At 36.8% G+C, this 26,717-nt stretch carries 23 protein-coding genes; 17 read left to right on the top strand and 6 right to left on the bottom strand.

The features are described from left to right. Window positions 1–29 precede the first annotated feature (29 nt). Genes tsaE through tsaD form a run of 4 tightly spaced genes read left to right on the top strand, consistent with a single transcriptional unit; the run spans window position 30 to window position 2,650 of the window. The gene (gene tsaE / locus MKY08_RS19910) at window positions 30–482 is read left to right on the top strand and encodes a tRNA (adenosine(37)-N6)-threonylcarbamoyltransferase complex ATPase subunit type 1 TsaE (RefSeq protein WP_024363924.1); all 453 of its coding nucleotides are present in this window, start codon (window positions 30–32) and stop codon (window positions 480–482) included. Further along, window positions 479–1,189 (top strand): tRNA (adenosine(37)-N6)-threonylcarbamoyltransferase complex dimerization subunit type 1 TsaB, encoded by a 711-nt coding sequence (tsaB, locus tag MKY08_RS19905; protein ID WP_069511003.1) that lies wholly within the window; start codon window positions 479–481, stop codon window positions 1,187–1,189. Before tsaE ends, tsaB begins: the two co-directional genes overlap by 4 nt. Continuing rightward, window positions 1,179–1,631: a ribosomal protein S18-alanine N-acetyltransferase gene (gene rimI / locus MKY08_RS19900; protein WP_024363926.1), complete on the top strand. Its 453-nt coding sequence runs from the start codon at window positions 1,179–1,181 to the stop codon at window positions 1,629–1,631. Before tsaB ends, rimI begins: the two co-directional genes overlap by 11 nt. Next, complete coding sequence (tsaD, locus tag MKY08_RS19895) at window positions 1,631–2,650, top strand: tRNA (adenosine(37)-N6)-threonylcarbamoyltransferase complex transferase subunit TsaD (RefSeq protein ID WP_029747360.1); 1,020 nt, start codon at window positions 1,631–1,633, stop codon at window positions 2,648–2,650. Before rimI ends, tsaD begins: the two co-directional genes overlap by 1 nt. A 613-nt stretch (window positions 2,651–3,263) precedes the next feature. On the opposite strand, the gene MKY08_RS19890 is transcribed toward tsaD, so the two are convergent. Then, window positions 3,264–5,207, bottom strand: a complete 1,944-nt coding sequence (locus MKY08_RS19890; protein WP_069511001.1) for an ATP-binding cassette domain-containing protein — start codon at window positions 5,205–5,207, stop codon at window positions 3,264–3,266. A 295-nt stretch (window positions 5,208–5,502) separates the two neighbouring features. On the opposite strand from MKY08_RS19890, the gene MKY08_RS19885 reads away from it, so the two are divergent. The 3 genes from MKY08_RS19885 to tatC all read left to right on the top strand — a co-directional run bounded on the left by MKY08_RS19885 (window position 5,503) and on the right by tatC (window position 7,310). Continuing rightward, the gene (locus MKY08_RS19885) at window positions 5,503–6,138 is read left to right on the top strand and encodes a redox-sensing transcriptional repressor Rex (RefSeq protein WP_024363929.1); all 636 of its coding nucleotides are present in this window, start codon (window positions 5,503–5,505) and stop codon (window positions 6,136–6,138) included. 114 nt (window positions 6,139–6,252) lie between these two features. Continuing rightward, window positions 6,253–6,468: a twin-arginine translocase TatA/TatE family subunit gene (locus tag MKY08_RS19880; protein ID WP_069510999.1), complete on the top strand. Its 216-nt coding sequence runs from the start codon at window positions 6,253–6,255 to the stop codon at window positions 6,466–6,468. 20 nt (window positions 6,469–6,488) lie between these two features. Continuing rightward, complete coding sequence (tatC, locus tag MKY08_RS19875; protein ID WP_069510997.1) at window positions 6,489–7,310, top strand: twin-arginine translocase subunit TatC; 822 nt, start codon at window positions 6,489–6,491, stop codon at window positions 7,308–7,310. 37 nt (window positions 7,311–7,347) lie between these two features. Here the strand turns inward: tatC and MKY08_RS19870 are convergent, their stop codons facing one another. Then, the gene (locus MKY08_RS19870) at window positions 7,348–8,112 is read right to left on the bottom strand and encodes a CPBP family intramembrane glutamic endopeptidase (RefSeq protein ID WP_069510995.1); all 765 of its coding nucleotides are present in this window, start codon (window positions 8,110–8,112) and stop codon (window positions 7,348–7,350) included. Window positions 8,113–8,285: 173 nt separating this feature from the next. On the opposite strand from MKY08_RS19870, the gene groES reads away from it, so the two are divergent. From groES to MKY08_RS19845, 5 genes are all read left to right on the top strand, one after another. Continuing rightward, on the top strand, window positions 8,286–8,570 hold the full coding sequence (gene groES, locus MKY08_RS19865; protein ID WP_024363933.1) for a co-chaperone GroES: 285 nt from the start codon (window positions 8,286–8,288) through the stop codon (window positions 8,568–8,570). A 56-nt stretch (window positions 8,571–8,626) separates the two neighbouring features. Continuing rightward, entirely contained in the window at window positions 8,627–10,261 is a 1,635-nt protein-coding gene (gene groL, locus MKY08_RS19860; RefSeq protein WP_069510993.1) for a chaperonin GroEL, read from the top strand. A gap of 268 nt (window positions 10,262–10,529) precedes the next feature. Then, window positions 10,530–11,216, top strand: a complete 687-nt coding sequence (locus MKY08_RS19855) for a response regulator transcription factor (protein ID WP_024363935.1) — start codon at window positions 10,530–10,532, stop codon at window positions 11,214–11,216. Further along, window positions 11,203–13,260 (top strand): HAMP domain-containing sensor histidine kinase, encoded by a 2,058-nt coding sequence (locus MKY08_RS19850; protein WP_256093148.1) that lies wholly within the window; start codon window positions 11,203–11,205, stop codon window positions 13,258–13,260. The genes MKY08_RS19855 and MKY08_RS19850 overlap by 14 nt, the downstream gene beginning before the upstream one ends. 724 nt (window positions 13,261–13,984) lie before the next feature. Further along, complete coding sequence (locus MKY08_RS19845) at window positions 13,985–15,463, top strand: MDR family MFS transporter (RefSeq protein WP_069510989.1); 1,479 nt, start codon at window positions 13,985–13,987, stop codon at window positions 15,461–15,463. A gap of 179 nt (window positions 15,464–15,642) precedes the next feature. Here the strand turns inward: MKY08_RS19845 and MKY08_RS19840 are convergent, their stop codons facing one another. The 4 genes from MKY08_RS19840 to MKY08_RS19825 all read right to left on the bottom strand — a co-directional run bounded on the left by MKY08_RS19840 (window position 15,643) and on the right by MKY08_RS19825 (window position 22,741). Then, entirely contained in the window at window positions 15,643–16,398 is a 756-nt protein-coding gene (locus MKY08_RS19840) for a GNAT family N-acetyltransferase (RefSeq protein ID WP_069510987.1), read from the bottom strand. Between the two features lie 241 nt (window positions 16,399–16,639). Then, on the bottom strand, window positions 16,640–19,810 hold the full coding sequence (locus MKY08_RS19835; RefSeq protein ID WP_069510985.1) for a non-ribosomal peptide synthetase: 3,171 nt from the start codon (window positions 19,808–19,810) through the stop codon (window positions 16,640–16,642). A gap of 187 nt (window positions 19,811–19,997) precedes the next feature. Further along, complete coding sequence (locus tag MKY08_RS19830) at window positions 19,998–21,746, bottom strand: methyl-accepting chemotaxis protein (protein WP_069510983.1); 1,749 nt, start codon at window positions 21,744–21,746, stop codon at window positions 19,998–20,000. A 506-nt stretch (window positions 21,747–22,252) separates the two neighbouring features. After that, window positions 22,253–22,741, bottom strand: coding sequence for a hypothetical protein (locus MKY08_RS19825; RefSeq protein ID WP_069510981.1), 489 nt, complete (start codon window positions 22,739–22,741; stop codon window positions 22,253–22,255). A gap of 170 nt (window positions 22,742–22,911) precedes the next feature. Between MKY08_RS19825 and MKY08_RS19820 the strand changes: the two genes are divergently transcribed. The 5 genes from MKY08_RS19820 (at window position 22,912) to MKY08_RS19800 (ending at window position 26,691) form a co-directional block, all read left to right on the top strand. Then, window positions 22,912–24,249 (top strand): ATP-binding protein, encoded by a 1,338-nt coding sequence (locus tag MKY08_RS19820; RefSeq protein ID WP_069510979.1) that lies wholly within the window; start codon window positions 22,912–22,914, stop codon window positions 24,247–24,249. Beyond that, complete coding sequence (locus tag MKY08_RS19815; protein WP_069510977.1) at window positions 24,242–24,976, top strand: hypothetical protein; 735 nt, start codon at window positions 24,242–24,244, stop codon at window positions 24,974–24,976. Before MKY08_RS19820 ends, MKY08_RS19815 begins: the two co-directional genes overlap by 8 nt. 122 nt (window positions 24,977–25,098) lie before the next feature. Further along, window positions 25,099–25,608 carry an RNA polymerase sigma factor gene (locus tag MKY08_RS19810; RefSeq protein WP_069510975.1) on the top strand — a complete coding sequence of 170 codons (510 nt, stop codon included), beginning with the start codon at window positions 25,099–25,101 and terminating at the stop codon, window positions 25,606–25,608. Next, a complete protein-coding gene (locus MKY08_RS19805) occupies window positions 25,608–26,171 on the top strand; it encodes a hypothetical protein (protein ID WP_069510973.1) in 564 nt (187 codons plus the stop codon). The genes MKY08_RS19810 and MKY08_RS19805 overlap by 1 nt, the downstream gene beginning before the upstream one ends. Further along, entirely contained in the window at window positions 26,152–26,691 is a 540-nt protein-coding gene (locus MKY08_RS19800) for a hypothetical protein (RefSeq protein ID WP_069510971.1), read from the top strand. The genes MKY08_RS19805 and MKY08_RS19800 overlap by 20 nt, the downstream gene beginning before the upstream one ends. The last annotated feature ends 26 nt before the right edge of the window (window positions 26,692–26,717 follow it).

The raw sequence follows: 26,717 nt of genomic DNA, 5'->3' as shown, positions 1-26,717 counted from the left end.
GAAGTAATGAGCTAGGAGAGGACATAGAGATGATATTTGAAAAAATAATGAATTCACTAGAGGATACAGAGCGCTTTGCCATTAAGTTAGCAAATTTACTGATGGCTCAAGATACAATTACATTAGAAGGGGATTTAGGGGCTGGGAAAACCACCTTTACAAAAGCATTAGCAAAAGGGCTAGGAGTAACAAGAACGGTTAATAGCCCTACTTTTACTATTGTAAAACAATATGAGGGACGTTTACCTTTTAATCATTTAGATGTATATCGCTTGGCAGAGAGCGATGAGGACCTCGGCTGGGATGAGCTATTTTACGGTGATGCGGTATCTGTTGTTGAGTGGGCCCATTTAATTGAACAGGATTTACCAAAGGAACGTTTAGGAATTGAAATATATCGTATCGGTGAAAACGAAAGACGATTTGTGTTAATGCCTTATGGAAAGAGATACGAGGCACTATGTGAGGAGCTAATGAGATGATTTGGTTGGGAATTGAAACAGCTAATGCGCCACTTTCTGTTGCAGTTGTAAAGGACGGAAAAGTGATGGCCGAGGTTGTACAAAATATAAAATTAACGCATTCTGCAGGAGCCATGCCAGCAATTGAAACGATACTAGCAAATGTAGGTGTAAAGCCAAATGAACTAGATGCAATTGCTGTATCAGAAGGACCTGGATCTTATACAGGTGTGCGCATTGGTGTAACACTTGCTAAAACATTAGCGTGGACGCTTCAAAAGCCATTAGTCGGTGTTTCAAGTTTAAAAGTTTTAGCAGCAAATGCAGCACTTTTTGATGGACTAATTTGTCCTATCTTTGATGCACGTCGGGGAAATGTATATACAGCTGTTTATAAAGGGACAAAACTGGATGTTGTTATAGAAGACTATCATGATCATATAGAGGGACTGTTAGCCCGTTTGAAGGCTTTAAATGCGCCTATATTATTTGTAGGGACTGATGTCGATGTATTTTGGGATAAAATTGTTGAAGTACTTGGAGTAAATGCGCGTCGTGCAGCTCTTCATGAAGACTTGCCACGAGCTAGTGCAGCCATTCTTTTAGCGAGCGCTGAAGAGCTACCGAGTATTGAGGCAGTTCACCATTTTATACCGCAATATAAACGCATTGCTGAGGCTGAAGCGAATTGGTTAAAGGAGCAAAAGGAGAAGACACATGAGCAGTAACATCGTATATCGTAAAATGGTGTCAGAGGATGTTCCAGCAGTATATGCGATTGAGCTTGCTACATTCCCTACACCATGGACATTGGATTCTTTTTACTATGAGATGCATGAAAATCAATATGCACACTATGTTTTAGCAGTAGATGAAAACAATACTATAATTGGTTTTTGTGGCATGTGGATGGTTATAGATGCGGCGCAAATAACCAATGTGGCTGTGTTAGAGACGGCTCGTGGACAAGGAATCGGAGAAGGCTTAATGCGGGAAGCGATGCGTATTGCACGTGAGCATGGAATGGACGTGATGAGTCTAGAGGTACGTGAAACCAATACTGTGGCGCAAAACCTTTACCGCAAGCTTGCATTTCAAGATGGTGGCATACGCAAAGGATACTATACAGATAACGGGGAGGATGCCCTAGTCATGTGGGTGAATTTATAATGGAAAATCGAGTTATTTTAGCAATTGAATCGAGCTGTGATGAAACAGCAGCCGCGATTATTCGTAATGGTTCTGAAATTGTTTCAAATGTGGTAGCTTCACAAATTGAAAGTCATAAGCGATTTGGTGGTGTTGTACCGGAAATTGCATCACGCCATCATGTTGAACAAATTACTATTGTTATTGAAGAGGCGTTAAAACAAGCGAATATGAAACCCTCTGACTTAGATGCAGTAGCTGTTACAGAAGGGCCTGGTCTTGTAGGAGCACTTTTAATTGGCATTAATGCTGCAAAGGCGTTTGCCTTTGCCAATAATATACCGATTTTAGGTGTGCATCATATTGCTGGACATATTTATGCTAACGCACTTGTCCAACCGATGGAATTTCCACTTCTAGCCCTTGTTGTGTCAGGGGGACATACAGAGCTTGTTTATATGAAAGAGCATGGTTCATTTGAAGTGATTGGCGAAACGCGAGATGATGCAGCAGGTGAAGCATACGACAAAGTTGCACGCGTGCTAGGCTTACCATATCCTGGAGGACCTCGTATAGACCAGTTAGCACATGAAGGGCAAGAAGCCGTTGCTTTTCCTCGTGTATGGCTTGAAGAAGGCTCGTATGATTTTAGCTTTAGTGGTTTAAAATCGGCAGTTATTAACTATAAACACAATATGGATCAACGTGGTGAAGAAATATCTCCAACTGCAGTTGCAAAGGGCTTTCAGGAAAGTGTAGTGGAAGTTCTAACAGCTAAAACATTGCGTGCAGCGCGGGAGTATAATGTTAAACAAGTCATCGCAGCTGGTGGCGTAGCTGCGAATAAAGGACTGCGCACATCCCTTGAAACGGTTTTCGCAAAAGAGGGAATTCCATTTTTTGTACCGCCATTGAAATTGTGTACAGACAATGCAGCAATGATTGGAGCAGCCGCAACACCAATGTTTGAAGCTGGTATTCGTGGAAATATGATGATGAATGGTCGCCCAGGTATGGAATTAAAATCGTGGGTTGACTAAGAGATTGAAAAGAGGAGGCTCAAGTTATTATTCGGGCATCCTCTTTTTTTACGTATAAAATCTTGAATATTGTAAGAAAATATATACTTATAATAGAAAAAGAGTAATTGACAAATTTTTCAGAAAATTATCCACAGAACCTGTGAAAAAAACATGTGAAAAAACTGCGAACATTCGTACTTATGCACAAAATGTGGATAACTTGTGCATAAGTTGTGATTATTCTATATATAGTAGCGTATTTTACACAAAACTATGTGGATTAAATAATTTGAAATTGTGGACAGTGTGGAAAAGTCTGTTGATATGTTGATATTACTAGTTTTATAGTGTGTATAAAGTTGTGGGCATTTTTTGTCGAAAAATAGCACTTGACCAATATATATGAAAAATAAAGGCGAGTAAAGAAAAAAGCCATATGACAAGCATATGGCTAAAGGTGACAGGTACTAAAACAATTCTGAAAATTGTAAGGAAAAATCCACGAAGACTCCGCGGCTTACGTGTGTGCCCGCGGAAAGCAAAGTGGATTTTTATGATTTGGAGCGTATATTATGCAAGGTATTTATGTTTAGTGCCAAGTACTAAAAAGATTATACTGTTGCTTTACGATTTACAAAATAATATTTTCTAACTCTTCATTTAGCTCAAGCCATTCCATTCCAATGACTTCGTGCTGTTCTTTAACAGTAGCTAACTCATTTTGTAGTTGTGTAATTTTCTCATGGTCTGTGAAAATTTCAGAATCGCAAAGTGCTTCTTCTAAACGAGCAATTTCTATTGAAGCCTTTTGCATGGTAACTTCTAGCTCTTCAATAGTTCTTCTAATTTGGCGTTCACGTTTTTTTGCCTCTTTATCAATTGTTGAAGTAGAGGTCTTTTCAGATGCTGTTGATTGTAGTTGTGACTGAGAAGCTGCTTTCATTTGAGCAATTTCGTAAAGCTCCTGTTTTTTCTCAAGATAATAATCATAATCACCTAAATACTCAAAAGAACCTTCTCCAGATAGCTCAACAACTTTTGTAGCAATTCGGTTAATGAAATAACGGTCATGTGATACGAAAAGGAGTGTTCCAGGATAATCAATTAGGGCATTTTCTAGCACCTCTTTACTATCCAAATCTAAATGGTTGGTAGGCTCATCGAGAATTAAGAAATTCGCTTTTTGCATCATTAACTTTGCCAATGCCAGTCGAGCTTTCTCACCACCAGATAAAGAGTTTACCGTTTTATCCACATCTTCGCCGCTGAATAAAAAGCGACCAAGTACAGTGCGAATATCTTTTTCATTCATTAATGGCCATTCATCCCATAGTTCCTTTAAAACGCTTTTATTGCTAGATAGTTTCGCCTGTTCTTGATCGTAATAGCCAATTTGCACATTGGTACCATAGCGGATTTCCCCTGCAAGTGGGGACAAATCTTTTACTATGGTTTTTAATAATGTGGATTTGCCCACACCGTTTGGTCCGACTAATGCGATGCGGTCTTCACGAAAAGTTCGTAGTGTTATGCCACTAGAAATTTGTTTGTCACCGTAGCCAACAGCTAAGGCATCAATAGAAAGCACATCATTACCACTTTGGCGTTCAATTGTAAAACCGAAGCTAGCGGATTTTTCATCTCCTTCAGGGGAGTCCATCCATTCTGTGCGTTCAAGCATTTTGCGTCGGCTTTGTGCCATTTTGGTCGTTGAGGCACGGGCAATATTTTTTTGAATAAAATCCTCAAGCTTGGCTTTCTCATCTTGCTGACGTTCAAACATTTTCATATCGCGCTCATAGTTTTTTGCTTTCTCATCTAAATAGGCACTATAGTTGCCTGTATATTTTGTGACGCGATGGCGAGATACTTCATAGACAATAGAAACGACTTGATCTAAGAAGTAACGGTCATGGGAAACAATTAAAATAGCGCCTTCATAGCCTTTTAAATAATTTTCTAACCAAGATAGCGTTTCAATATCTAAATGGTTGGTAGGCTCATCGAGAATTAATAAATCGGGCTTGCTTAGTAGCAGCTTAGCAAGAGCTAGACGAGTTCGCTGGCCCCCTGACAAGGAGCTAATTGGTTTTTCATAATCCTCTGGGTAAAATTGCATACCATGAAGAACAGAGCGTGTATCAGACTCGTACTGATAGCCACCTGCATCTTTAAAATCATGTTGTAATTGGTCATATTCGGACATTATCTTTGAATACATGTCAGAGTTATCGTAAACGGCCGGATCAGCCATTTTTTGTTCAAGGGAACGTAATGCTTTTTCTTGTGAAAGAAGCGGTTCGAAAATTGTCATCATTTCGTCCCAAATTGATAACGTAGAATTTAGTCCAGCATGTTGTTCCAAATAGCCGACTTGTACACCTTTTGGAATGATAATATCGCCAGCATCATATGACAATTGACCGGCAATGATTTTTAGTAAAGTGGATTTACCAGCACCGTTACGTCCTACTAATGCGACACGATCACGGTGTTGAACTTCTAGTTTTACGCCACTTAAAATTTCATCGGCAATAAAGGATTTATATAGTTGATTGACTTGTAATACAATCATTCTTGACACCTCAATTCATTCTTAGTGTAAATGATGAGGGATTTGCTTGCAATGTCAGTGCTTTACTTATTCCAAGCTGTCATGTAAGATTGAAACGATTTCTCTTTAGTTAGTGGCGTAAAAAACGCCGTTAACTAAAGGGAAATCCACCAGTGGATGTCACAGATTACCGCATAAGCTTGGAAAGAATCTGGACGCAATTACACTGCGGTGTAATTGATTTGTATAAGCATGTTTCAAAAGAATATTCAAATGCACTTCGGTGGATTTGATGTGTTTATAAGGAGGAAAAAGTTTGAAACAAGAAGTGAAAATTCCACAAGCCACAACTAAAAGACTTCCTCTTTACTATCGATTTATCCAAAACTTTGCACAAGAAGGAATGGAACGTATTTCATCGAAGGAATTGAGCGAAGCGATGAAAATCGACTCTGCAACGATTCGTCGTGATTTCTCTTATTTTGGTGCGCTTGGGAAAAAGGGATATGGCTACGATGTACAACATCTATTGACATTTTTTAGTCAAACACTAGATCAGCATGAAACAACAAAAGTAGCATTAATCGGTGTGGGGAACTTAGGTAATGCCTTTTTAAAGTATAATTTCCAGAAAAATCATAATACACACATTGTGGTGGCATTTGACTCGAAGGCGCCAAAGGAAGGGAAAATGATCAGCAATATTCCTGTGTATCATCCCGATTTACTAGAAGAAAAGTATGCTGAATACGGGGCAGACCTAGCTATTTTAACAGTATCTTCACGCTCTGCTCAGAAGATGGCGGATCGCTTAGCAGCAATGGACGCAAAAGGTATTTTAAACTTTACACCAGAGCGAATTACTGTACCCGATTCTATGAAATTATTAACAATAGATTTATCAGTTGAATTGCAAGCGCTTATATATTTAATAAGAAATAGCGATAAATAAGTGCATTCACAATTTTGTAAACAGTTACAATTGATGGCGTTCAAACTATCTAAATAAATTCGCCAAACCTAAAAATTTAAGTTAAAATGATATATATAAGAGGAGGTGGCTGTAATGGTTGTGCACTTAAGTGCTATTTCACCAGTTGGCCTAGTTATTATCGGTGTGGTTGCTATTTTAATTTTCGGACCAAAGAAATTACCAGAGCTAGGTAAAGCTATGGGTTCTACACTTCGCGAATTTAAAAATGCAACAAAAGGTCTAGCTGATGACGATGATGATGCAAAAAAGAAAGTAATTGAACATAAAGAAAATGATAACGTTAAGTAAGTTAAGGATGTCAATTTAATATGAATCCAAGAGAATTAACTGTTACAGAGCATTTAGTAGAACTTAGAAAACGGCTCTTAATTTGTGCTGTTTTCTTTGTTATTGCACTTATAGTTGGCTTTTATCTAGCCGAACCAATTATTAAATATATTCAATATAGTAAAGAAGCAGAGCAACTAACTTTAAACGCGTTTAAAGTGACCGATCCACTTGTTGTATACTTGCAAGTGACGGTTATTATAGCATTTGTTTTAAGTTCACCATTGCTTCTTCATCAAATCTGGCTGTTTATTACACCAGGTTTACATGAGACAGAACGTAAGGCTACTTTAAAATATATTCCATACTCGTTTATTCTATTTATAGCAGGTGCATCATTTTCTTATTATGTGCTATTCCCATATGTTATGCACTTTATGATGGGCTTATCTGCGGATTTAGAAATACAACAAACAATTGGTATTAACGAATATTTTTCATTTTTGTTTCGCCTAGTTATGCCTTTCGGAATCGTTTTTCAGTTACCTGTTGTAACGTTATTTTTAGCGCGTTTAGGTATATTAAATCCTGAATTAATGGTGAAATTCAGAAAATATGCATATTTCGTGTTAGTTGTGATAGCGGTATTTCTTGCACCACCCGACTTTATTTCAAACGTTATTGTAGCAATTCCGCTATTTTTAATTTATGAGATTAGTATTATTATAGCGCGCAGGGGCTATCGTAAATTTTTACAAGCCGAAGCAATGCAGTTAGAGGAAGAACGGATAGCAGCAGAACGTGAGCAAGTGGAGCGTTTGTTAGCTGAGCAAAAACGACAAATAGAAGAAATGAATGACTAATTTAAAAAGCTGGATGTGATGACCACATCCAGCTTTTTTATTGCATTTTTTGCAGTTCTTGTAAAAACTTTTGCAACGGTTCAGCATTTAATTGGACAAGTGTCAAAAAGCCATTTAGCATGATGTGCGCAATAATTGATGTCCATATCCGTTTTGTTTTGTGGTATAGGAAAGCAAAGATCAAACCACAAATGGTATACAACAGGATGTGTGAAAAATCAAAATGAATCAGTGCGAAGAAAATGGCACTAACAATGGCTGCCACCCAGAAATTCGTCGTTTGAACAAGTGAGCCGAAAATAACGCGACGGAAGACGAATTCCTCTAAAATTGGACCAAAGACAACAATCGCTAAAATGGCAATGGGTGCACCTTTAGCTATCGCTACGATATCAGCAGTGTTTTGTGAGCCCCCCTCGATTCCAAAAACGGCCATTTCAATAGCCGCTCCAATCATTTGTCCGAAGAATACAAGGAAGAAACCTAAAACGCCCCACATAATTGTAAGTGGGATAGACTCTTTTTTACCTTGATAGACATCCCAAAACGTTTTATCGCGAGTGGTTAAAATTAAACTTAAAATCAATGCAATCGCAAAGCTGAGTGCGATATACCAGCCTTGTGTGATAGGAGCTGCTTGTTCATGAGATAAGCCTGTTGTATTCATCACAAATTTATGGAACGGTAAAAGCAACCATCTACCTGATACTTGCATGATAATGTAAACGATTAAAACATACAGAGCAGTTTTTTTATGCTGAACGCTTTTTAGAGAATTATTCACAGTCAAAATCCTTTCCATTCATAAGCTTCCTTTCTATTGTAGAGGAATATGGAAAGAAAACAAAATTTTTCGAAGTTCTTGCTTGCAAAAAAAGAATTGATTGATTATCATAATAAATGTATTAGCACTCGTTGATATAGAGTGCTAATAAACTTTCAACTAATATTTAAATTAATAGGAGGTTGTTTTACTTGTTAAGACCACTAGGAGATCGTATTGTCATCGAACTAATCGAGGTAGAAGAAAAATCTGCATTTGGGATTGTACTACCAGACTCTGCAAAAGAAAAACCGCAAGAAGGTAAAGTAGTAGCAGTTGGGACAGGTCGTGTTTTAGAAAACGGACAACGTGTAGAGCTTGACGTTAAAGTTGACGACCACATTATTTTCTCTAAATACGCAGGTACAGAAGTTAAATATGAAGGCAATGAATACTTAATCTTACGCGAAAGCGATATTCTTGCAATTATTGGATAATTATTATTATATGAATCAAGCTTAACGAATATTCCATTTCAGGAGGGTAAATTCAAATGGCAAAAGATATTAAATTCTCAGAAGAAGCGCGTTCATTAATGCTTCAAGGTGTAGATAAATTAGCAAACGCAGTGAAAGTGACATTAGGTCCTAAAGGTCGTAATGTCGTGTTAGAAAAAAAATTCGGCTCACCATTAATTACAAATGATGGTGTAACAATTGCAAAAGAAATTGAACTTGAAAATCCATATGAAAATATGGGGGCAAAATTAGTTGCAGAAGTTGCTTCTAAAACAAATGAAATTGCTGGTGATGGTACAACGACTGCAACAGTTCTTGCACAAGCGATTATCCGTGAAGGTCTGAAAAACGTAACAGCTGGTGCAAACCCTGTAGGCATCCGTAAAGGGATTGATAAAGCGGTAGCAGCAGCACTGACAGAATTACATGCTATTTCTCGTCCGGTAAGCAACAAAGAAGAAATTGCACAAGTTGCGGCCATTTCAGCAGCAGACGACGAAGTAGGCCAACTAATTGCAGAAGCAATGGAACGTGTTGGTAATGATGGTGTTATCACAATCGAAGAATCTAAAGGATTCACAACGGAGTTAGATGTAGTGGAAGGTATGCAATTCGATCGTGGTTATGCATCACACTATATGGTAACAGATACAGATAAAATGGAAGCCGTTCTTGAGAACCCATACATTTTAATTACAGATAAGAAAATTACAAATATCCAAGAAGTTTTACCACTATTAGAACAAGTGGTACAACAAGGTCGTCCACTTTTAATGATCGCTGAAGACGTTGAAGGTGAAGCTCTTGCAACGCTTGTTGTAAACAAACTACGCGGTACATTCAACGCTGTAGCAGTAAAAGCGCCTGGTTTCGGTGACCGTCGTAAAGCAATGCTAGAAGATATTGCAATCTTAACAGGTGGTCAAGTAATTACAGAAGAATTAGGCTTAGACCTTAAAACAGCTGATATTACATCACTAGGCCGTGCAGCGAAAGTTGTTGTAACAAAAGACAATACAACAATCGTAGAAGGTGTTGGCGGCGCAGATGCAATCGAAAGTCGCGTAGGCCAAATCCGTGCACAACTTGCTGAAACAACTTCAGAGTTCGATAAAGAAAAATTACAAGAGCGCTTAGCGAAATTAGCTGGTGGTGTAGCAGTGATTAAAGTTGGTGCTGCAACAGAAACAGAACTAAAAGAGCGTAAACTTCGCATTGAAGATGCACTGAACTCAACACGTGCAGCAGTTGAAGAAGGTATTGTATCAGGTGGTGGTACGGCACTTCTAAACGTCTATGCAGCAGTTGAAAAAGCAGCTGACGCAGTTGATGGTGATGTGGCAACTGGTGTGAAAATCGTGCTTCGTGCGTTAGAAGAGCCAGTTCGTCAAATCGCAAACAATGCAGGCCTTGAAGGTTCTATCATTGTAGACCGTTTAAAACGCGAAGAAATCGGTGTTGGCTTCAACGCAGCAACAGGCGAATGGGTAAACATGATGGAAGCAGGCGTAGTAGACCCAGCGAAAGTAACACGTTCAGCACTACAAAACGCAGCATCTGTAGCAGCTTTATTCTTAACAACAGAAGCGGTTGTAGCAGATATTCCAGAACCAGCAGCACCAGGCATGCCTGATATGGGCGGTATGGGTGGCATGGGCGGCATGATGTAATAAGCCGTCAGCCCCTTGCTAGAAGGGTTTGTATAGGTGAAATGCTAGGATTTTAACGAAGCCTCTCATAAGTTCATGGAACTTGTGAGAGGCTTCTTTTTTTGTATGTCCATGAAAACAGTTCTGGACAATGATCGTACATAGGTAACAATAAGAAAATCTTAAGAATTGGTGCATGGGTTTGTTAAGATTTAGTTAGTATTATATTTTTATACGAATCCACTAGGAGTGATTACAGGAACCTAAAGAGATGGAGGATTGAATGTAGTTGAACATTTTGATTTGTGATGATGATAAAGAAATTGTAAGGGCAATAAGCGTTTATTTAGAAAATGAGGGATATAAAGTATTTAAAGCGTACAATGGTGTGGAGGCAATTGATCTTATTCAAGAGCAAGTGATTCACCTAATTATTATGGATATTATGATGCCAAAAATGGATGGCATTACAGCGACAATGAAGATTCGACAAGATAATATGATTCCATTAATTATGCTTTCTGCTAAGTCGGAGGATTATGATAAAATACTCGGCTTAAATATTGGTGCAGATGATTATATGGCAAAGCCGTTTAATCCATTAGAACTTGTCGCTCGAGTGAAATCACAGTTAAGAAGGTATACGGCATTTGGCAGTCTGGAAGTAAGTAGCCATATTTTCCAAACGGGTGGTCTTATGATTGATGATGAAAAGAAAGTCATTACGGTTGATAAACAAGCTGTTCATTTGACCCCAGTACAGTATAAAATTTTAAAGCTACTTACAGCCAATACTGGAAGAGTATTTACGATTGAAGAGATTTATGAAAAGGTGTGGAATGAAAGCGCCGTTAACCCAGAAAATACGGTGGCAGTCCATATTCGGAAAATTCGAGAAAAAATTGAAATTAATCCAAAAGAGCCGAAGTATTTAAAAGTTGTGTGGGGAGTTGGGTATAAAGTTGAGAAATATTAGTCATGCACTGATTACAAAAGTGATTGTGTTTCTAATTGCTATCGCTTGTTTAACGGGTACAGCGAAGGCTATTATGGGCATGGAATTAAATGATGTTCATCTTAGTAGTATCAATGAAGATAATTACTTTGAAAGTCAATTATTCGCTGATGAAAGTTATAGCATTATAGCTTCGTTAGCGCAATTAATCGGACAATATAAAAGTGAAGAATATATTTTAAGTGGTAAGGCACTAACAAAAGAAGATAGAAGAGCAATTGAAGAAGAGTTATATTATGATTTCCAATATTCATATAAATACAATGGGAATATGAGTGAGTTGGAAAATAGACGCATATATGAAAAAGAGTATGCAGATGACATCAAAAGCAAAAAAGAAGAAAGTACGAAGGAACAAGTACGGGTTTTTTATCGTTTACTCAACACTTTAGAAGCATCTGAAGGAATCGTCTATTATGCAAGTGACGGTGAACATATCTTCTCCAATAGTGAACTAAATAAAAAAGAACAATTTACATCATTTGGCGCCTATATGCTATTTGATGATTATCAACAGAAGCTGTATCCAACAGAAGTAGGAAAAAGTAAGTACGTAGATTATGTTACACAAGAAGTGGAACAGTTAAATCCACAAACAGATGTTATTTATGTGGCGTTTGAAGAATCTTTCTTACAGCAAAAAATGCAGGAATGGCAAAAAGATAAAGCAATTGCCAAACGTTTACTGAACGAGTTTATGTTATATCTAGCAGGATTTATTGTATCTTTTGTTTATTTAATAATTGTTATTGGCAGAACGTCTTTCAAAGATAAAGCACTGCATTTACATGTTATGGACAAATTATATAATGATTTAAATATTGTGATCGTCGTATGTTTAATCTCTATGTGGATGGCTATGATTATTGAAGTGTTACGTAAGATGAACTTGCTTCTGACGGTGCCTATTTTTATAATTGCTTTGCTGCTAGTCTTATCACTCGTAAAGCATATTAAAAATCGAACATTACTGCAGCATACACTTATCTATCAAATTATTAAAAAATGTTTTATTGTGGTGAAAAACATATTTGATAATGGGAGTACAGCGGTAAAAATTGTGTTACTTGTTATCGGCTATCCTTTAGTAGTAGTGGCTACGTTTTTTATGTTTCCTATTACACTAGGCGTAGCAGCCTGGTTGGCAATGAAAAAGGTGAAATCGTTTAATCTCATTAAAGAGGGCGTAGAGCAAATTAAAAATGGTGACCTTCATCATCGAATTGAAGTAGATGGAAAAGGGGAGTTTAGCCAACTTGCCATGAATATTAATAGCATTACCGATGGTTTAAAAAAGTCGGTGGATAGTGAAATCAAGAGTGAGCGTTTAAAAACAGAGCTTATTACGAATGTTTCACACGATATCAGAACGCCATTAACGTCTATTATTACGTATGTCGATTTATTAAGAATCGAAAAAGACCCGGAATTAATTGCTGAATATATTGATGTATTAGATCAAAAATCGAAAAGGCTTAAGCTTTTAACGGACGATTTGTTTGAAGCGGCTAAAGCGTCGAGTGGCAGTATGCCTGTTCAATTAGAACAGATTGATATCGTTTCGTTACTAAAACAAGGTATAGGGGAGATGGATGAGAAAATCGAAGCGGCATCCTTAGATTTTAAGTTAGCCCACCCAACGGAAAAAGTCTATGTGAAGGCTGATGGTAAACTTCTATGGCGCGCCATTGAAAACTTATTTTCGAATATTTTTAAATACGCACTGCCTGCATCCAGAGTATATATTGATGTTGAAGACTTAGGTAATGAACTACTAGTAACATTTAAAAATATTTCAGCGTATGAATTAAATATTTCAGTCGATGAGCTTATGGAACGTTTTACACGCGGGGATGAATCTAGATCGAGTCAAGGTAGCGGATTAGGGTTATCCATAGCTGAAAGCCTTATTCAAATCCAAGATGGAAAGTTCTTCATTCAAGTAGATGGCGATTTATTTAAAGCGATGATTTACCTACCGAAATTTCAAAATGAATTGAAATAGTGAAGGAATAGGATGCATAAAGTGTGTCCTATTCTTTTGCAGTTGTTCTCCAATAACAACTGTAATAATTTTTTCTTGTTCTTGAAATCTTTGACTTCTGTTAATAAGTTCGTTATAATTCGTGATGTATTATAAAATGCGTAAAGGAGGACTATTAAATATGACACTACGATTCCAAACTTTGAACCAATAATTGAATATGGTCAAAGGCTCTGTTTGTGTATGCAGAGTAAACGGAATTAGTCTGTCTTTTTTTAATATACCTCATTTCATATTTGTGAAAATACAATTCCATCAGTTTATGGATCTTTCCCATATATCACACTTCGAAATATAGGAACGATTGTTTAACCGATGGGAAAATATGCAATGTTAGAAAGGCGACTTTGTTCAACCTTTCTTTTATTTTTGTCTAATTACACCTTTTTTGATGGTATCAAAGTAGGTGTTTTATGCCCTATGGCTAACTTCATAAAATTAGGACGGTTTTTTTCCTTTACTTTTGAGATCACAGGCAGATGTTTGTGATCTTTTTGTTTTCTACAGTGGGTATTAAGGGAAATGCTCTGACTCTATACAAGGTGGTGAATTCCCCAATGGTATATGAACTAGGAATGATTGGGTAGGATTTGTTTTGAATATACAAATTTTTAAGCATAGGTTACTTATCATAATGAAATCTATGAAGCATTTTTTAATATGACTATTCGTAAGGAGTAAATAAATGAATCAAAATCAAACGGTGAAATATGAATTCCTATCACAGGATCCCAATGTTAAAACATTACCAATCATGCTGTCATTAATAATCGGTGCGTTCTTTGCTGTTTTAAACGAAACATTGTTAAACATAGCCTTAACTACATTAATGCATGAATTCCATATTACGTTACCAACCGTTCAGTGGATGGCAACAGGGTTTATGCTTGTCATGGGTATAGTCATTCCAATCTCTGCTTTGATGTTGCAGTGGTTTACAACAAGGCAATTATTTCTTGGTGTGATGGTCACGTTCACAATTGGTACGATTATTTGTGCAATTGCACCTAGTTTTCCGGTTTTATTGGTAGGACGTTTAATACAAGCAGTTGGAACTGGGTTGTTAATGCCTATTATATTTAATGTTTTCCTTTTATTATATCCACCAGAAAAACGCGGGAAAGTTATGGGCATTGTAGGTTTAACGTTTACGTTTGCACCGGCAATTGGACCAACTTTATCCGGGGTTATCGTAGAATATTTAGGCTGGCGCTATCTATTTATTATTGTTATTCCTTTTGCCATATTTTCAATTGTTTTTGCCTTTAAGTATTTAACAAATGTTTCGGAAGTAACAAAACCTAAAATAGATTTTCTATCATTGCTTTTTTCAACGATTGGGTTTGGAGCAATTATTTACGGGTTTAGTGCTGCTGGTGAAAAAGGTTTCCTTAGTTCTAGCGTTTTTCTGACGATTATCATTGGAATCATAGGTGTTGTGTTGTTCTCTTTAAGACAATTTAAGCTAAAAGAGCCTGTTATGGATTTACGGGTGTTCAAATATCCAATGTATACACACGCTGTATTTATGTTTGTGATTATTATTATGGCGATGTTTGCATCAGAAATTATATTACCTATATTTATGCAGGGACCATTAGCTTTGACGGCTGCAACAGCGGGACTCGTATTACTACCAGGGAGTTTACTCAATGGGCTCATGTCTCCAATTATGGGGCAAATGTTCGATAAATTTGGTCCTCGTATATTAATGATTCCAGCAACACTTGTTTTAAGCGGAACAGTATTTACTTTGAGCAGGTTAACGGCTGAAACGCCCATTTGGATAATTGTAGTATGCTATATTTTATTAATGCTAAGTGTCTCGGCTATTATGATGCCAGCTCAGACAAATGGTTTAAACCAACTGCCTAAATCTTTATATCCACATGGAACGGCAGTGATGACTACTTTACAGCCTGTTGTAGGCGCTATTGGTGTTGCTGTTTTTATTAGTATTATGAATGCCAAACAAAATCATTTTTTACAAAAGGCAACAAATCCGAGTGATCCGGCTACAATTAGTCACGCAATGGTTGCTGGTGTGGAACTTGTTTATCTCATTGCTTTTATTATCACGATAGTAGCGATTATATTGGCATTTACTGTTTATCGTGCGGTGCCCAAAGAAATAGTAGAAACACAATCTGAAACGAAATCTTAGCATAGTACCGGATGCAATACCGAGAAATACTATAGCTAACGTTAAAAATAAAAGCTTCTCATCAGTTGCATCAACTTTTTGAGAAGCTTTTCATTTACGCTAATTAAAGAGAAAACGGTAATCTAGCAATCATTTTTCTAGTTTATTGTGATGCTGAAGTATCGGCTAAAGACAGCTAGTTATTGACCTTCAACTTTTAAAACTTCATATTGGAAACCCCGATAAATATAATGTTGTTTTTGATACATGTCTCTCGGTGTATCTTCACCATCTGCTACTAAAATAACGGTTTTTTGCTGAAAATGTTGCATTACATATTGCTGAAGTTGCGTACCTATTCCTTTCCGTTGAAAAGCCTCTAGTACAAATAAATTATCAATTTCAACTGTCGTATCTTCTTCAATTAGCTCTGTAGAACCAACTGGGATGCCTTCATAGTAAGCAAGGAGTTGATGTTTCTTCGAATCATGAAAACGATGTTTTAGTAAAGCTTGTTTTTCAGTGGCAAAAGTTTCACCATATCTTAAATCTTCTTTGTACTGCAGTGTTAAAAATGCCTCTAAATTGTCGTCAGTCACAGGTCGAACTTCAACATGCTCGTTTACCTTTGCAGGGAAATGGCTAGGTTCAATTGTATATAACTCTAAAAATCCAATATCATAGTTTTCATCCGTTAAATAACTGTGAATATCGCTCGGAATTTTTTCGTTAGACGGGAAAATAAATTTTAAATGTTGCTGATTATGTTGTTGATGATAGGAGCGTAGTAAATGCTCCAATTTCTTAAATGTCGTTAATGCAGGCATTGTTTTAAATAAAATAAAATTACTATCATAACGGCTTAGCATTTCTGGATAATGCACATGCCGATACATTTCGTCTTCATAAATGATATGGCCAATTTTTTCTATATGCTCAAAAGTAATATCGTTCATTGTAAATCTCCTTATTATAGAATGACTTGAGAATGGGTAACAATTGAAACTTTGTTGCTATTAGTGTGAATGCTATGGCACTTGATAGCAAGGGAATTCTAAATGATGCACACCTTCGCTCCAAGCTAAGTGACTGGCATCTAAAAAAGTCAAAAGGCATCAAGAGAGAAAAAATCTTGATGCCTTTTGCCGTAGGTTTACGCAAAAGTATAGCTGTTGCTATCTTTATTAAATTCCTACGTTATCGTACTGTAACGAGCGTTGGCTCAGGGAAATACCCTAATTGAATGCCATGGGCAATCATTGTACGGATAAAGGCTGGATTAGGCTCTGCACATGTAATATCCGTATGCTTTAAAAAGTTCTGTGTTTTTTCACTATTTATGATAAATGGTGAATCGCTTGGGCCATCACCGTCAAGCTGTGCAATGGCTAATGATAAATAATCTTGTAGTTCTTCTGGATGCTCCGAATGTAATAGCCAATCTTCGTATTCATTTGTCGTAACAATTTCTAGCGCATATCCCATGTCTTTGATGGCCTCAACAAAATCGAGATAGAGTAGCGGTACTGGGTTACATAGATGGAATATGTGCCCATTTGATTTTGGCTGACGGGCTAGTGCTACAAGTGCTTGGCTTGCATAATTAATTGGCGTAAAATCGACATGCCAATGAGCTGACGGTGTTTTTCCTAAATAAAGCATTGATTTTATCATACGATAAAAAGCATTATCATCTATATTGCGTTGGAATTTCCCTGTCTGCGAATGACATGTTAAATTGCCAACACGGTAAATTGAAACAGGAATATTATCATTCACTGCATTTCTAACAAGATTTTCAGCATCTAACTTACTTTGGTTATAGACATTAGAAAGTGCAACATTGTAATCGAAATCACCCTGTGCTTGAGTGTCTCCCCATTGCGTTGTCGCTAGCTCCTCGGGGATACCTATTGTTGAAACATAATGGAAATGTACACCCACTTTACATTTAGCAAGCTCTAGCAAATATCTAGTACCTTGCACATTGACATCGTTAAAATGACTTGCTGCTCCGAAATGTCTTACATCTGCACCGCAATGAATAATTGCGTCGATTTTTTCAGTAAGAAGCGCGTGGTCTTTAACAGATAAATCAAGTTTTGCCTTACTTAAATCGCCTTGGATGACCGTCACTCGTTTTTGCAGCATCGGGATAATAGCATGTCCAAAATAAAATAACATACTATCTTTTAATTTATCATCAGGCGTTGTCTGTGCACTTTGTCTAATTAAACAATAGACATGTGCGTTCGTATTCATTAAAAGCTCATATAACACATGACTACCTAAATAACCTGTTGCCCCAGTTAACAGCACCGTTTTCATCGCTAAAGGTGTGACATTATGAGCGGTGGTAAGACGGCTTGGCTCCATTAAATCTTTCCGTACAAAGTCAGTTGTTTGCTGGGATATCTCATTTGTTTCAGGCTGATACGTACTAATATAATTATCCAATTCAGCAATCGTATGGTATTGGAAAAAGTCTTGAATTTTTAAAAATGGAATATGCTTTTTCACATGTACTAAAATCTCAAGTACTTTTAAAGAATGTCCACCGATATGAAAGAAGTTATCGTGAATGCCAACACGTTCAACATCTAGTACTTGCTCCCAAGCACTGGCTAGTAGCTGCTGTATTGTGTTTTCAGGTGCGTCATAATGACTTGGTAGCGGTGTTGTTACCTCAAGTGTCGCTAATTGCTTTCGATCAATTTTACCGGTAGGAGATAATGGCATTTCCTGCACTTCAATTAAACGTTCAGGCACCATATAGTCTGGTAAAAGACCTGCTAAATAATGTCGAAGTGCTTCCTGTTCTACCTTCATACCACCGAATACCGTGTAATAGGCAAACAAGCTAGTATTACCATTATCCCTTTTTTTGGCAAGTATTACGGCTTCTTGGATGTTAGGGTGATTACTTAACACCGTTTCAATTTCCCCAAGCTCAATGCGGAACCCTCGCACTTTAATTTGAGAATCTTTGCGTCCCACAAATTCAATTACACCATTTGGCAATAAACGAGCTAAATCACCTGTTCGATACATCAACTTCCCACATTCATTTGACAGATGTGGGACAAACGCTTCAGCAGTTTTTTCAGGCTTATTTAAATAGCCAGCAGCTAGTCCTGCACCAGCTATATAAAGTTCACCTGCTTCATTGGCAGGACATAGCTGCCCGTCGTTATTAATAATATACATCTCGTAATTGGCAATCGGTCTGCCAATGGGAATACTTGCATGATGCTCGATGATAGTATCCGGCACTCTGTAATACGAAGACAGCACTGTACATTCTGTCGGTCCATATACATTAATAATTGCAGTTGTTGTTCCGAATTTTTCACGCCACTTTTGTATAACCGCAGGCATAAGGGCTTCTCCACCTACAGACAAATATTTAAGAGATGATAATTGATATTGGTAATCGCTGGAGAGATGCGTTGCAAGCTGCGTAAAGAATGCATTTGGAATAGTGGCTGTTGTCACTTTTTCCCTTGCAATCATCTCAGCGAAAGCTTCAATCGATATGCGCTCAATACTTGTGAGCATATGTAATCGAGCGCCAGAAAAGAAAGCAGTAAATGTTTCTGTGACGGATGGATCAAAACTATAGGAGATAAATTGCGAAAAGACATCATATTTACTTACTTGGTAGATTCTTTGATTATCAGTAATTAAGTTAATCACAGATTCATGCTTTAGCATTACGCCTTTTGGCTTGCCTGTCGAGCCAGATGTATAAATAATATAGGCTAAATCGGCAGGGCTGAGATCGATATAAACATTGTCTTTTGGAAACGTGATTTCCATGCAATTCAGTGTAAACACTGTACGACATTGAGAATTGCTATGTAATAAATTGGTAAGTACCGCTGTATGTTCTTCTTTTATTAAAATGAATGGTGCACCTGAATCATTTAAAAGGTACTGACAGCGTTCTTTTGGATAGCTCGGATCTATTGGAACGTAAATACCTCCTGCTTTTAGAACGCCAAGTAAACTGATAATAGTTTCCTGACTACGTTCCATAACAATTGCTACTTTGTCGCCTTTTTGGAGACCATTCTCTAGTAACATATGGGCAACTTGATTGGAGCGTTCATTGAGCTGACGATAGGTGATCCGATCATCATTAAAAGACAGGGCAATTCTTTCAGCGAATCGTTCCGCTGATTGATAAAATACACTAGGGATTGTTTGATCTTTCGCATAAAAGGCTTTTGTTTGATTTAAAGCTTGATATAATACTTTATCCTGTTCTGTTAACAGTTGTGTACAATTGGTTGGTAACGTCTGTTGTTCTTGGGTGTTTGTTTGATAATGTGCTGTAAATAAATCAAGGTCTCGTTTTAAATTCAATCATAACAACTCCTATTTTTGAAAGTAGGGGACTGTGCCCCTTTAGTGCAATTAGAAGTAACTTTATTATTGATAGGATTAGACATTGCTACTTTTTCTTAACAAACAGCCTTGCCGATGTTTTCGCATCGACAAGGTTGTAGGATTACTTGCTCTTTATTTATTTTCGCCGTGCTTTAGTACATCATTATTTTACAATAAATGTATTTACAACAGTTAATAATTCACTTGATAAATCAGATAGTACTTGTGCTTCCTCTGAAACTCTTTGCACGGTATTCAGCTGACTAGCCGATGTTTCGGCTACTGCTCTTGTGTTGTCTCGAGAACTTACTGAGAAGTGTTCCATATCTTGAACAGCTGAAGTAACTTCTTCCATACCTGCTGCCATTTCTTCAATCGTTGCTGATAGTTCTTGAATTTGCCCTGTAACATGGTGAATTGAAGTTAAAATTTGGCTAAATGATTTTTCGGAATCATTAATCATAATTAAGCCATTGTCCACTTCTTCTACAGCATGGATCATGACCTTTACAGATTCATTTGTATCCTGTTGAATACGAGTAATAAGCGTAGAAATTTCTCTTGCCGAAGCTTCTGATTGTTCGGCTAGCTTCCGCACTTCATCGGCAACAACAGCAAAGCCACTTCCTGCTTCGCCTGCGCGAGCAGCTTCAATCGCAGCATTTAATGCAAGCAGATTTGTTTGGGAAGCAATCCCTGTGATAATGCCGACGATTTCTTCGATTTTGCCGGAATGTTCACCGAGCATTTTTACAGATGATGCGGAATGATTAACTGCCTTACTAATTGCATTCATTTGTGCAACAGATTTGCTTGTTGAATCATTACCTTTTTCAGCTTCTTCCGATGCTAAAATAGAAGATTCAGAAATTTGATTGGATGTCATAGCAATGCGTTGAATACCAATACTCATTTCCTCAATTGTAATAGAACTTTCTTTAGCCTTTTGCACTTGTAAATCAGCACCACTAGCTATTTCTTGCATTGACGACGCTACATTATTGTATGAATCTGTTGCTTCTTGCATATTGCTTGATAAAACTTGTGCAGAGTTTGAAACACGTGAAGAAACATTTGTTGCACTTTTAATAACTGTTTTTAAGCTGTCAATCATAACATTGAAATTAGTTGTTAGTACGCCAATTTCATCATTTGAGTGAACAGGTAACGCTTCAAGCTCTAGGTTACCTTCCGCAACTTTTTTAGATTGTAAAGATAGCTGTTGGATAGGTGTTAGCTTCTTTCTTAATAGTGTATAAACCACGATGGAAGAACCAATTAGGAATAGTACAGTAATTAAAAGAATCCATAATGCTTCTGATAATGCTTTGGCATTTACCATAGATACATCATAATCGATGGCGTAAGCAGCTACAACGGAACCATCTTTATCTAAAATAGGCGTAAGACCTGTTTTATAGCTTCCAAACTCATCTTTATAAATATCTGTAGCTGTTGCTTCTTTTGTTTCAAATACTTCCTTTATTCTTGCAAGAAAATCTGGGGAAAGTCCCATGGCAACCATATCTTGGTTATATTCTGCACCTACTTCAAGTACGCTTGTTGAAAGAACCGGTGCGTTAATATTTTCACCATCTACTGTAATAAGAAAGAGATTGGTAATAATGTCTGATTCCTCGTTAATGGCATCCATTTCTTTCGTTAAATGTAGGACATCATTATTGTCAGCATTTGGGCTTTCTAGTACGGATTTTAATGTCTTTTGGTCTATTGTCTTAGATAAAATCATCCCTTTATCATAAAGAGATTGGTCCATATCTTTTAAATTACTATTTTTCACTATATAATAGGCAAATCCCATAGTCACTAGCCCAAATAATAGTAAAATACTAACCATGATGACGGTTAATTTCTTGCTAATCGACATTTGCTGTTTCTTATTTTTCTTCATATCTCTTCCTCCTAAAATTGTATACAAGACATATTTCAAGCGAAAAAGGGACGGCCGATAATGCGAAAGTCAAGTGTAATGGGAATAGTACAATGTTACAATTGACTGTTATGATATTCAAATATATGGAATTACCTTATACTTTTTTATCATTATTTCTTTGATTGTAAAATAATCCATTCATCCCCTAACATTAATCAACTATACTGCCAAAAAATACGATTCACAACCCAAAAATCCTCCTATTTAAAGTGTGAAATTTCGGTGAGCGTAATAATATATAGTGTTTTTGTATCAATGATTATTGGTGTATATGCACATAATTAATAGAAAACGCGCTAATAATAGTATATTTTGTTTCTGGGACTAGCTATTATAATAAAGTGTTTATTATTCTGGACAAATATTATACGCAACCCAAGGGACAAATTGCTGTTGGTCGTTGCTATGTAGAAAAAATAAAGGCTTTCCATTTGTTCATTACTGAACGGATGGAAAGCCTTTTTTTATCTTGGATTACCAAATATGCCAGGTAAAATATCGGAAATACCTGGAGGTGTTAAACGAGGGAATCCTGGTAATTGCCCGCCTGGATATGGAGGAGGTGGGAATGGCTGCGGTGGATATGGACGTGGTGGATATGGTTGTGGCGGATGTGGATATGGTGGATATGGTTGCGGTGGGTACGGTTGTGGTGGATGTGGACGAGGCGGATATGGTGGAGGGTAAGGGGATGGATAAGGAGGTGGATATGGTGGAGGGTAAGGAGGTGGATATGAGCCAGGAGGCAAACCTGTCCCTGCTGCGGCAATTTGATTAACATCAACTGTTATAATTTGTCCAGAATCTAGTTGAATTTCTGCAGTTCTTCCGTCTTTTCCAAATGTTCGAATTAATGTACCGGAATAAGTACCAGTAGGAAGCGTGACCCATATTTTCATACCAGGTCGGAATTGCTGATTAAAATCTTCAGGGGCTAATCTTGGATAGACCAATAGAACACACCTTTCTTCATTTTTCTTTTCTAACATATGTCCCATATTATATTTGTCATAGGCATATGGCATAAGAGAAATAAGAAAGAACAGGTATTATCGTTATATTTGTTATAAAATATAGCGATTTTAATTATAATAGGAAGAAATGACTGAAAAGGATGTTTGAAATGGCCATTATCAAAATAAAAAAAATAAAGATCCAAAATCTAAGAAATGTTCGAAATGGTGAGCTCACATTAGCCGTGAATTTTGCTTCGCTTATGACAGCAAATGTTGTGGGTGTGTATGGGCAAAATGGTTCAGGGAAAACAACTATTGTCGACGCATTTAGTTTGTTGAAGACAATTATTTCTGGTTGGATTGCTGAAGTAAAATTGCCATCACAAGATAAACGCTTAATTATGGCAGGAGAAAAAACCGCTAGTTTGGTTTTTGAATTTCTAGTGGACAACCAATTCGGAACATTTTTTGTCAACTATTCTGTAACATTGCAAGAAGATGAAAAACGACTGTTCATAATTGCGGAGCGATTGACTTACAGGGAAGATGAAAAAGGAAAACGCTCAAAAGTGTTAGTAAGTGTCGCAGATGAGGATGTTCAAATTCGAAAAAGCTCTTTACGAGATATGAGTGAAAAGATACGTATAAAGACGCTTGTTATTCAACAATTAGCACGAAAACAATATATGTCTTTTGTCTTCCATAAAGATTTAAAGCCGTTGCTACAAGAAAAGCTATCAGAATTAGAAATGGAATTGCTTCGTAATATAGCAGTCGACTTTAATCGGGACTTACATGTTATTAATAACCAAAATATTGCACCTTTATTTGAAGAGCGTATTATGCCTTTTAGTATTCATTTAGAAAAAACGCGAGGCTCGATTCCTTACGATTTGAAAGGACCAGCATTATTGCCAGAGAATGCTTTCAATGTATTATGTGAAGTCATTGAGCAAAGCAACCAAGTATTGTCGACCATTATTCCAGGGCTAACGATTAAAATTCACGTTATTACAGAGCAATTATTAGATAACGGTGAAAAAGGCATACGTTTTGAGTTCTTATCGAAACGCGGTGAGCGGGAATTACCGTTACGAACTGAATCGGAAGGAATTTTGAAAATCATTGCTGTGCTTAGCGTTCTAATAGCTGTTTATAATAATCCGACTGCATGTGTCGTAATCGATGAATTAGATTCTGGTGTATTTGAATATTTGTTGGGTGAGTTGTTAACAGTGATTGATGAGGGCGGAAAAGGCCAGCTTATTTTTACGTCCCATAATTTACGGGTGTTAGAGGTGCTTGCGATTAAAAACTTATGGTTTACAACAACAAATGAGAATGATCGATATATGCAGCTAAAGGGCATCAAAGAAGTCAATAATGCGCGAGATGTCTATTTGCGTGCGATACAGCTTGGCGGACAGGACGAGGAAGTGTATAAAGAAACGAAAACGTTCAAAATTAAACGTGCTTTTAGAAAAGCTGGTGTGCAACATGACTAGAAAAGTACTATTAGTTATTGTTGAAGGTCAAACAGAGCAAATTATTTTAGAAGATTTTTTGGATGAACATTTTACTGATTCGACGATTCGCTTTGATGTACAACGAGAGGATATTTTGACGAAGTGGGATGCAAAAAAGAGAATCCCCAATATTAAAAATAGTGTTAGCCGAGTCATTCATAACTATCTTGAAAAGTATAAGTTTTTAGCAAAAGATTTAACGGCAGTTATTCATATTACAGATGCAGATGGTTGTTTTATCGCCCCGGAGTTTGTCAAAATCAAATCAGATATGGAACAAAATTTATTTTACACAGAAGATGCCATATTTGTAAAAACAGAGAGGCGTAAAGAGCAAATCGAACAGCGAAATGAAATGAAAGCGAATAACGTTAAGATTTTGCTTGCCAATGACCATTTTAGTATTGAGCGTTTAAAAGTCCCGTATCAACTTTTTTATTTTGCTACGAATTTAGAGCATGTGTTATGGAATGAGCGCAATGAAGTCGCAACAGAAAAAGTGCAAAAAGCAGATGAATTTATGGATAATTTATCGGGCTCTATTAAAGAATATCTTGCGGAGTTTTTGCCCGTTGATGGAACACTAACTTATAGGGAAAAGATGAAAGAAAGCTGGACGCACTTAACGAAGGGCTGTAACTCATTGCAACGCGGTACAAATGTACCGTTATTATTTGAAATGATTACGTCCAATGTGGGTAAATAATGGACAACAACCTCTCATAGAAAATGGAGAGGTTTTTTTAATGATATAAAATTTTTATAAAATGTGTAACAAATATTGGATACTAACGACTTATTGAGGAATGTAGAAAGCGGGGTGAAGTTTTGCATAAAAATCAATTACAGATTGAGCAACTGTATGATGCCTATCATCGTGATGTCTACCATTTTGCCCTTTATTATACAAATAGCAAACAAGAAGCGGAAGATATCACGCAAGAAACTTTTTTAAAAGTACTTAAACAATTACACCATTTAAAGGATGGAGAGAAGGTAAAAACGTGGATTTTAACGATTGCACGGAATACAGCAGTAGATATACATAGAAAACAAAAGATTAAGCGTTTATTGACAGAGAAACTGATTAAACAACCTATTTTAACAGAAGGCATAGAACCTCCTACTATAGTTGAAAAAAACGAGCAATGGCAAATGGTACAGCAAGCATTAATGACATTAAAGTCACATGATCGGACAATCATAATATGTCGTATGTTAAAGGACTACACAATTCAAGAAACAGCAGCTATTCTTGGTATTTCTGAAGTGAAGGTACGCGTTGACTTTCATCGTGCAATGGCAAGACTTCGTAAAAAAGTAGGGAGGAAAAATTGATGGAAGACCGTAAGTTATTTGATACATTAAAAAATCGTCCCGATATTGAACCAGAGCAAGCATTTTCAAGCAGCCTACGTCGAAAGTTAGGAAACAATCCGGAATTAAAAACAAAAAAAATAACTGTCGCAACACTTCTTACTGTCCCTATGACCATAGCTATTTTTGTTTTTTTATGGATGATTACCACAGGTCAATCTTTAGATATAAGGAGTGCGGCATTACCTATTATCAATCAAGAGAAAACAATGTTTTTGACAGGAGGGTTATTTGTATTGCTCTTTCTAGTGCTATTTATTGTTTTTGTGTTTAGCAAAGGTTATACAAAAGGGAAACTTGTCTTTATGACATTTGCCTTGTCATTGGGAGTATGGGTGGGGAACCTCGTGTACGCTAATTGGCAGCGTGTAGCTGAACCGATTGTGATGCCGTCTCAACATGATACTTATTTTTCCAGTACGAGTAAATTTTTAGAAGGGGACAGCGAGCTATTGCTATCACTTTTTAATCGAGATTTAGAACAATTGCGGGAGGGGAATGTTGATGAAAGATCCTTACAGTAATTTATATAATGGATTATGTTTTATTTTTTTAGATTTAAAATTTTTTGGACTACCTGACATTTTTCCTGATTTCTTTGGTTATATGTTTTTTGCTTATGGCATTCATCTATTGCCAACATTTCGTAAATTAAAGTATTGGACGAGGAACTTTGCAATAGTTTTAACTGTATTGTCTTTTGTTGTGGAACTGGACCAATGGACGGGGACATTGCTGTTGGGACAAATTGGAGTACAGTTGCTTCAATTTTTATTGATACTTTTTATGTATTTTCTATTTCAACTATTATTGCATATTCATGAAAATAAAGCTTTCGAGGCGAAAACATTTAGAACGTATCAAATATATATGACGCTTATGCTATGGGGTTTTGTTATACAATCATTTGCTATTAACTTAGATGCCAATATGCAAGAGGTGGCGCTTACTACAAGTATCCTACTACAGCTTATAGCTTTTATACTGTTCATCTTTTATTGCCGTTCAGGTACTAAATACTTTAAAAGCAACCTAGCACGATAACAAATTGTGTGAGAATTGTTTGCGTG

Source organism: Lysinibacillus sp. FSL M8-0337 (genome assembly GCF_038593855.1).
Lineage (GTDB): Bacteria > Bacillota > Bacilli > Bacillales_A > Planococcaceae > Lysinibacillus > Lysinibacillus sphaericus_D.
Note: the sequence above shows the minus strand (reverse complement) of the source record. Positions and strands in the feature narration are given on the sequence as shown.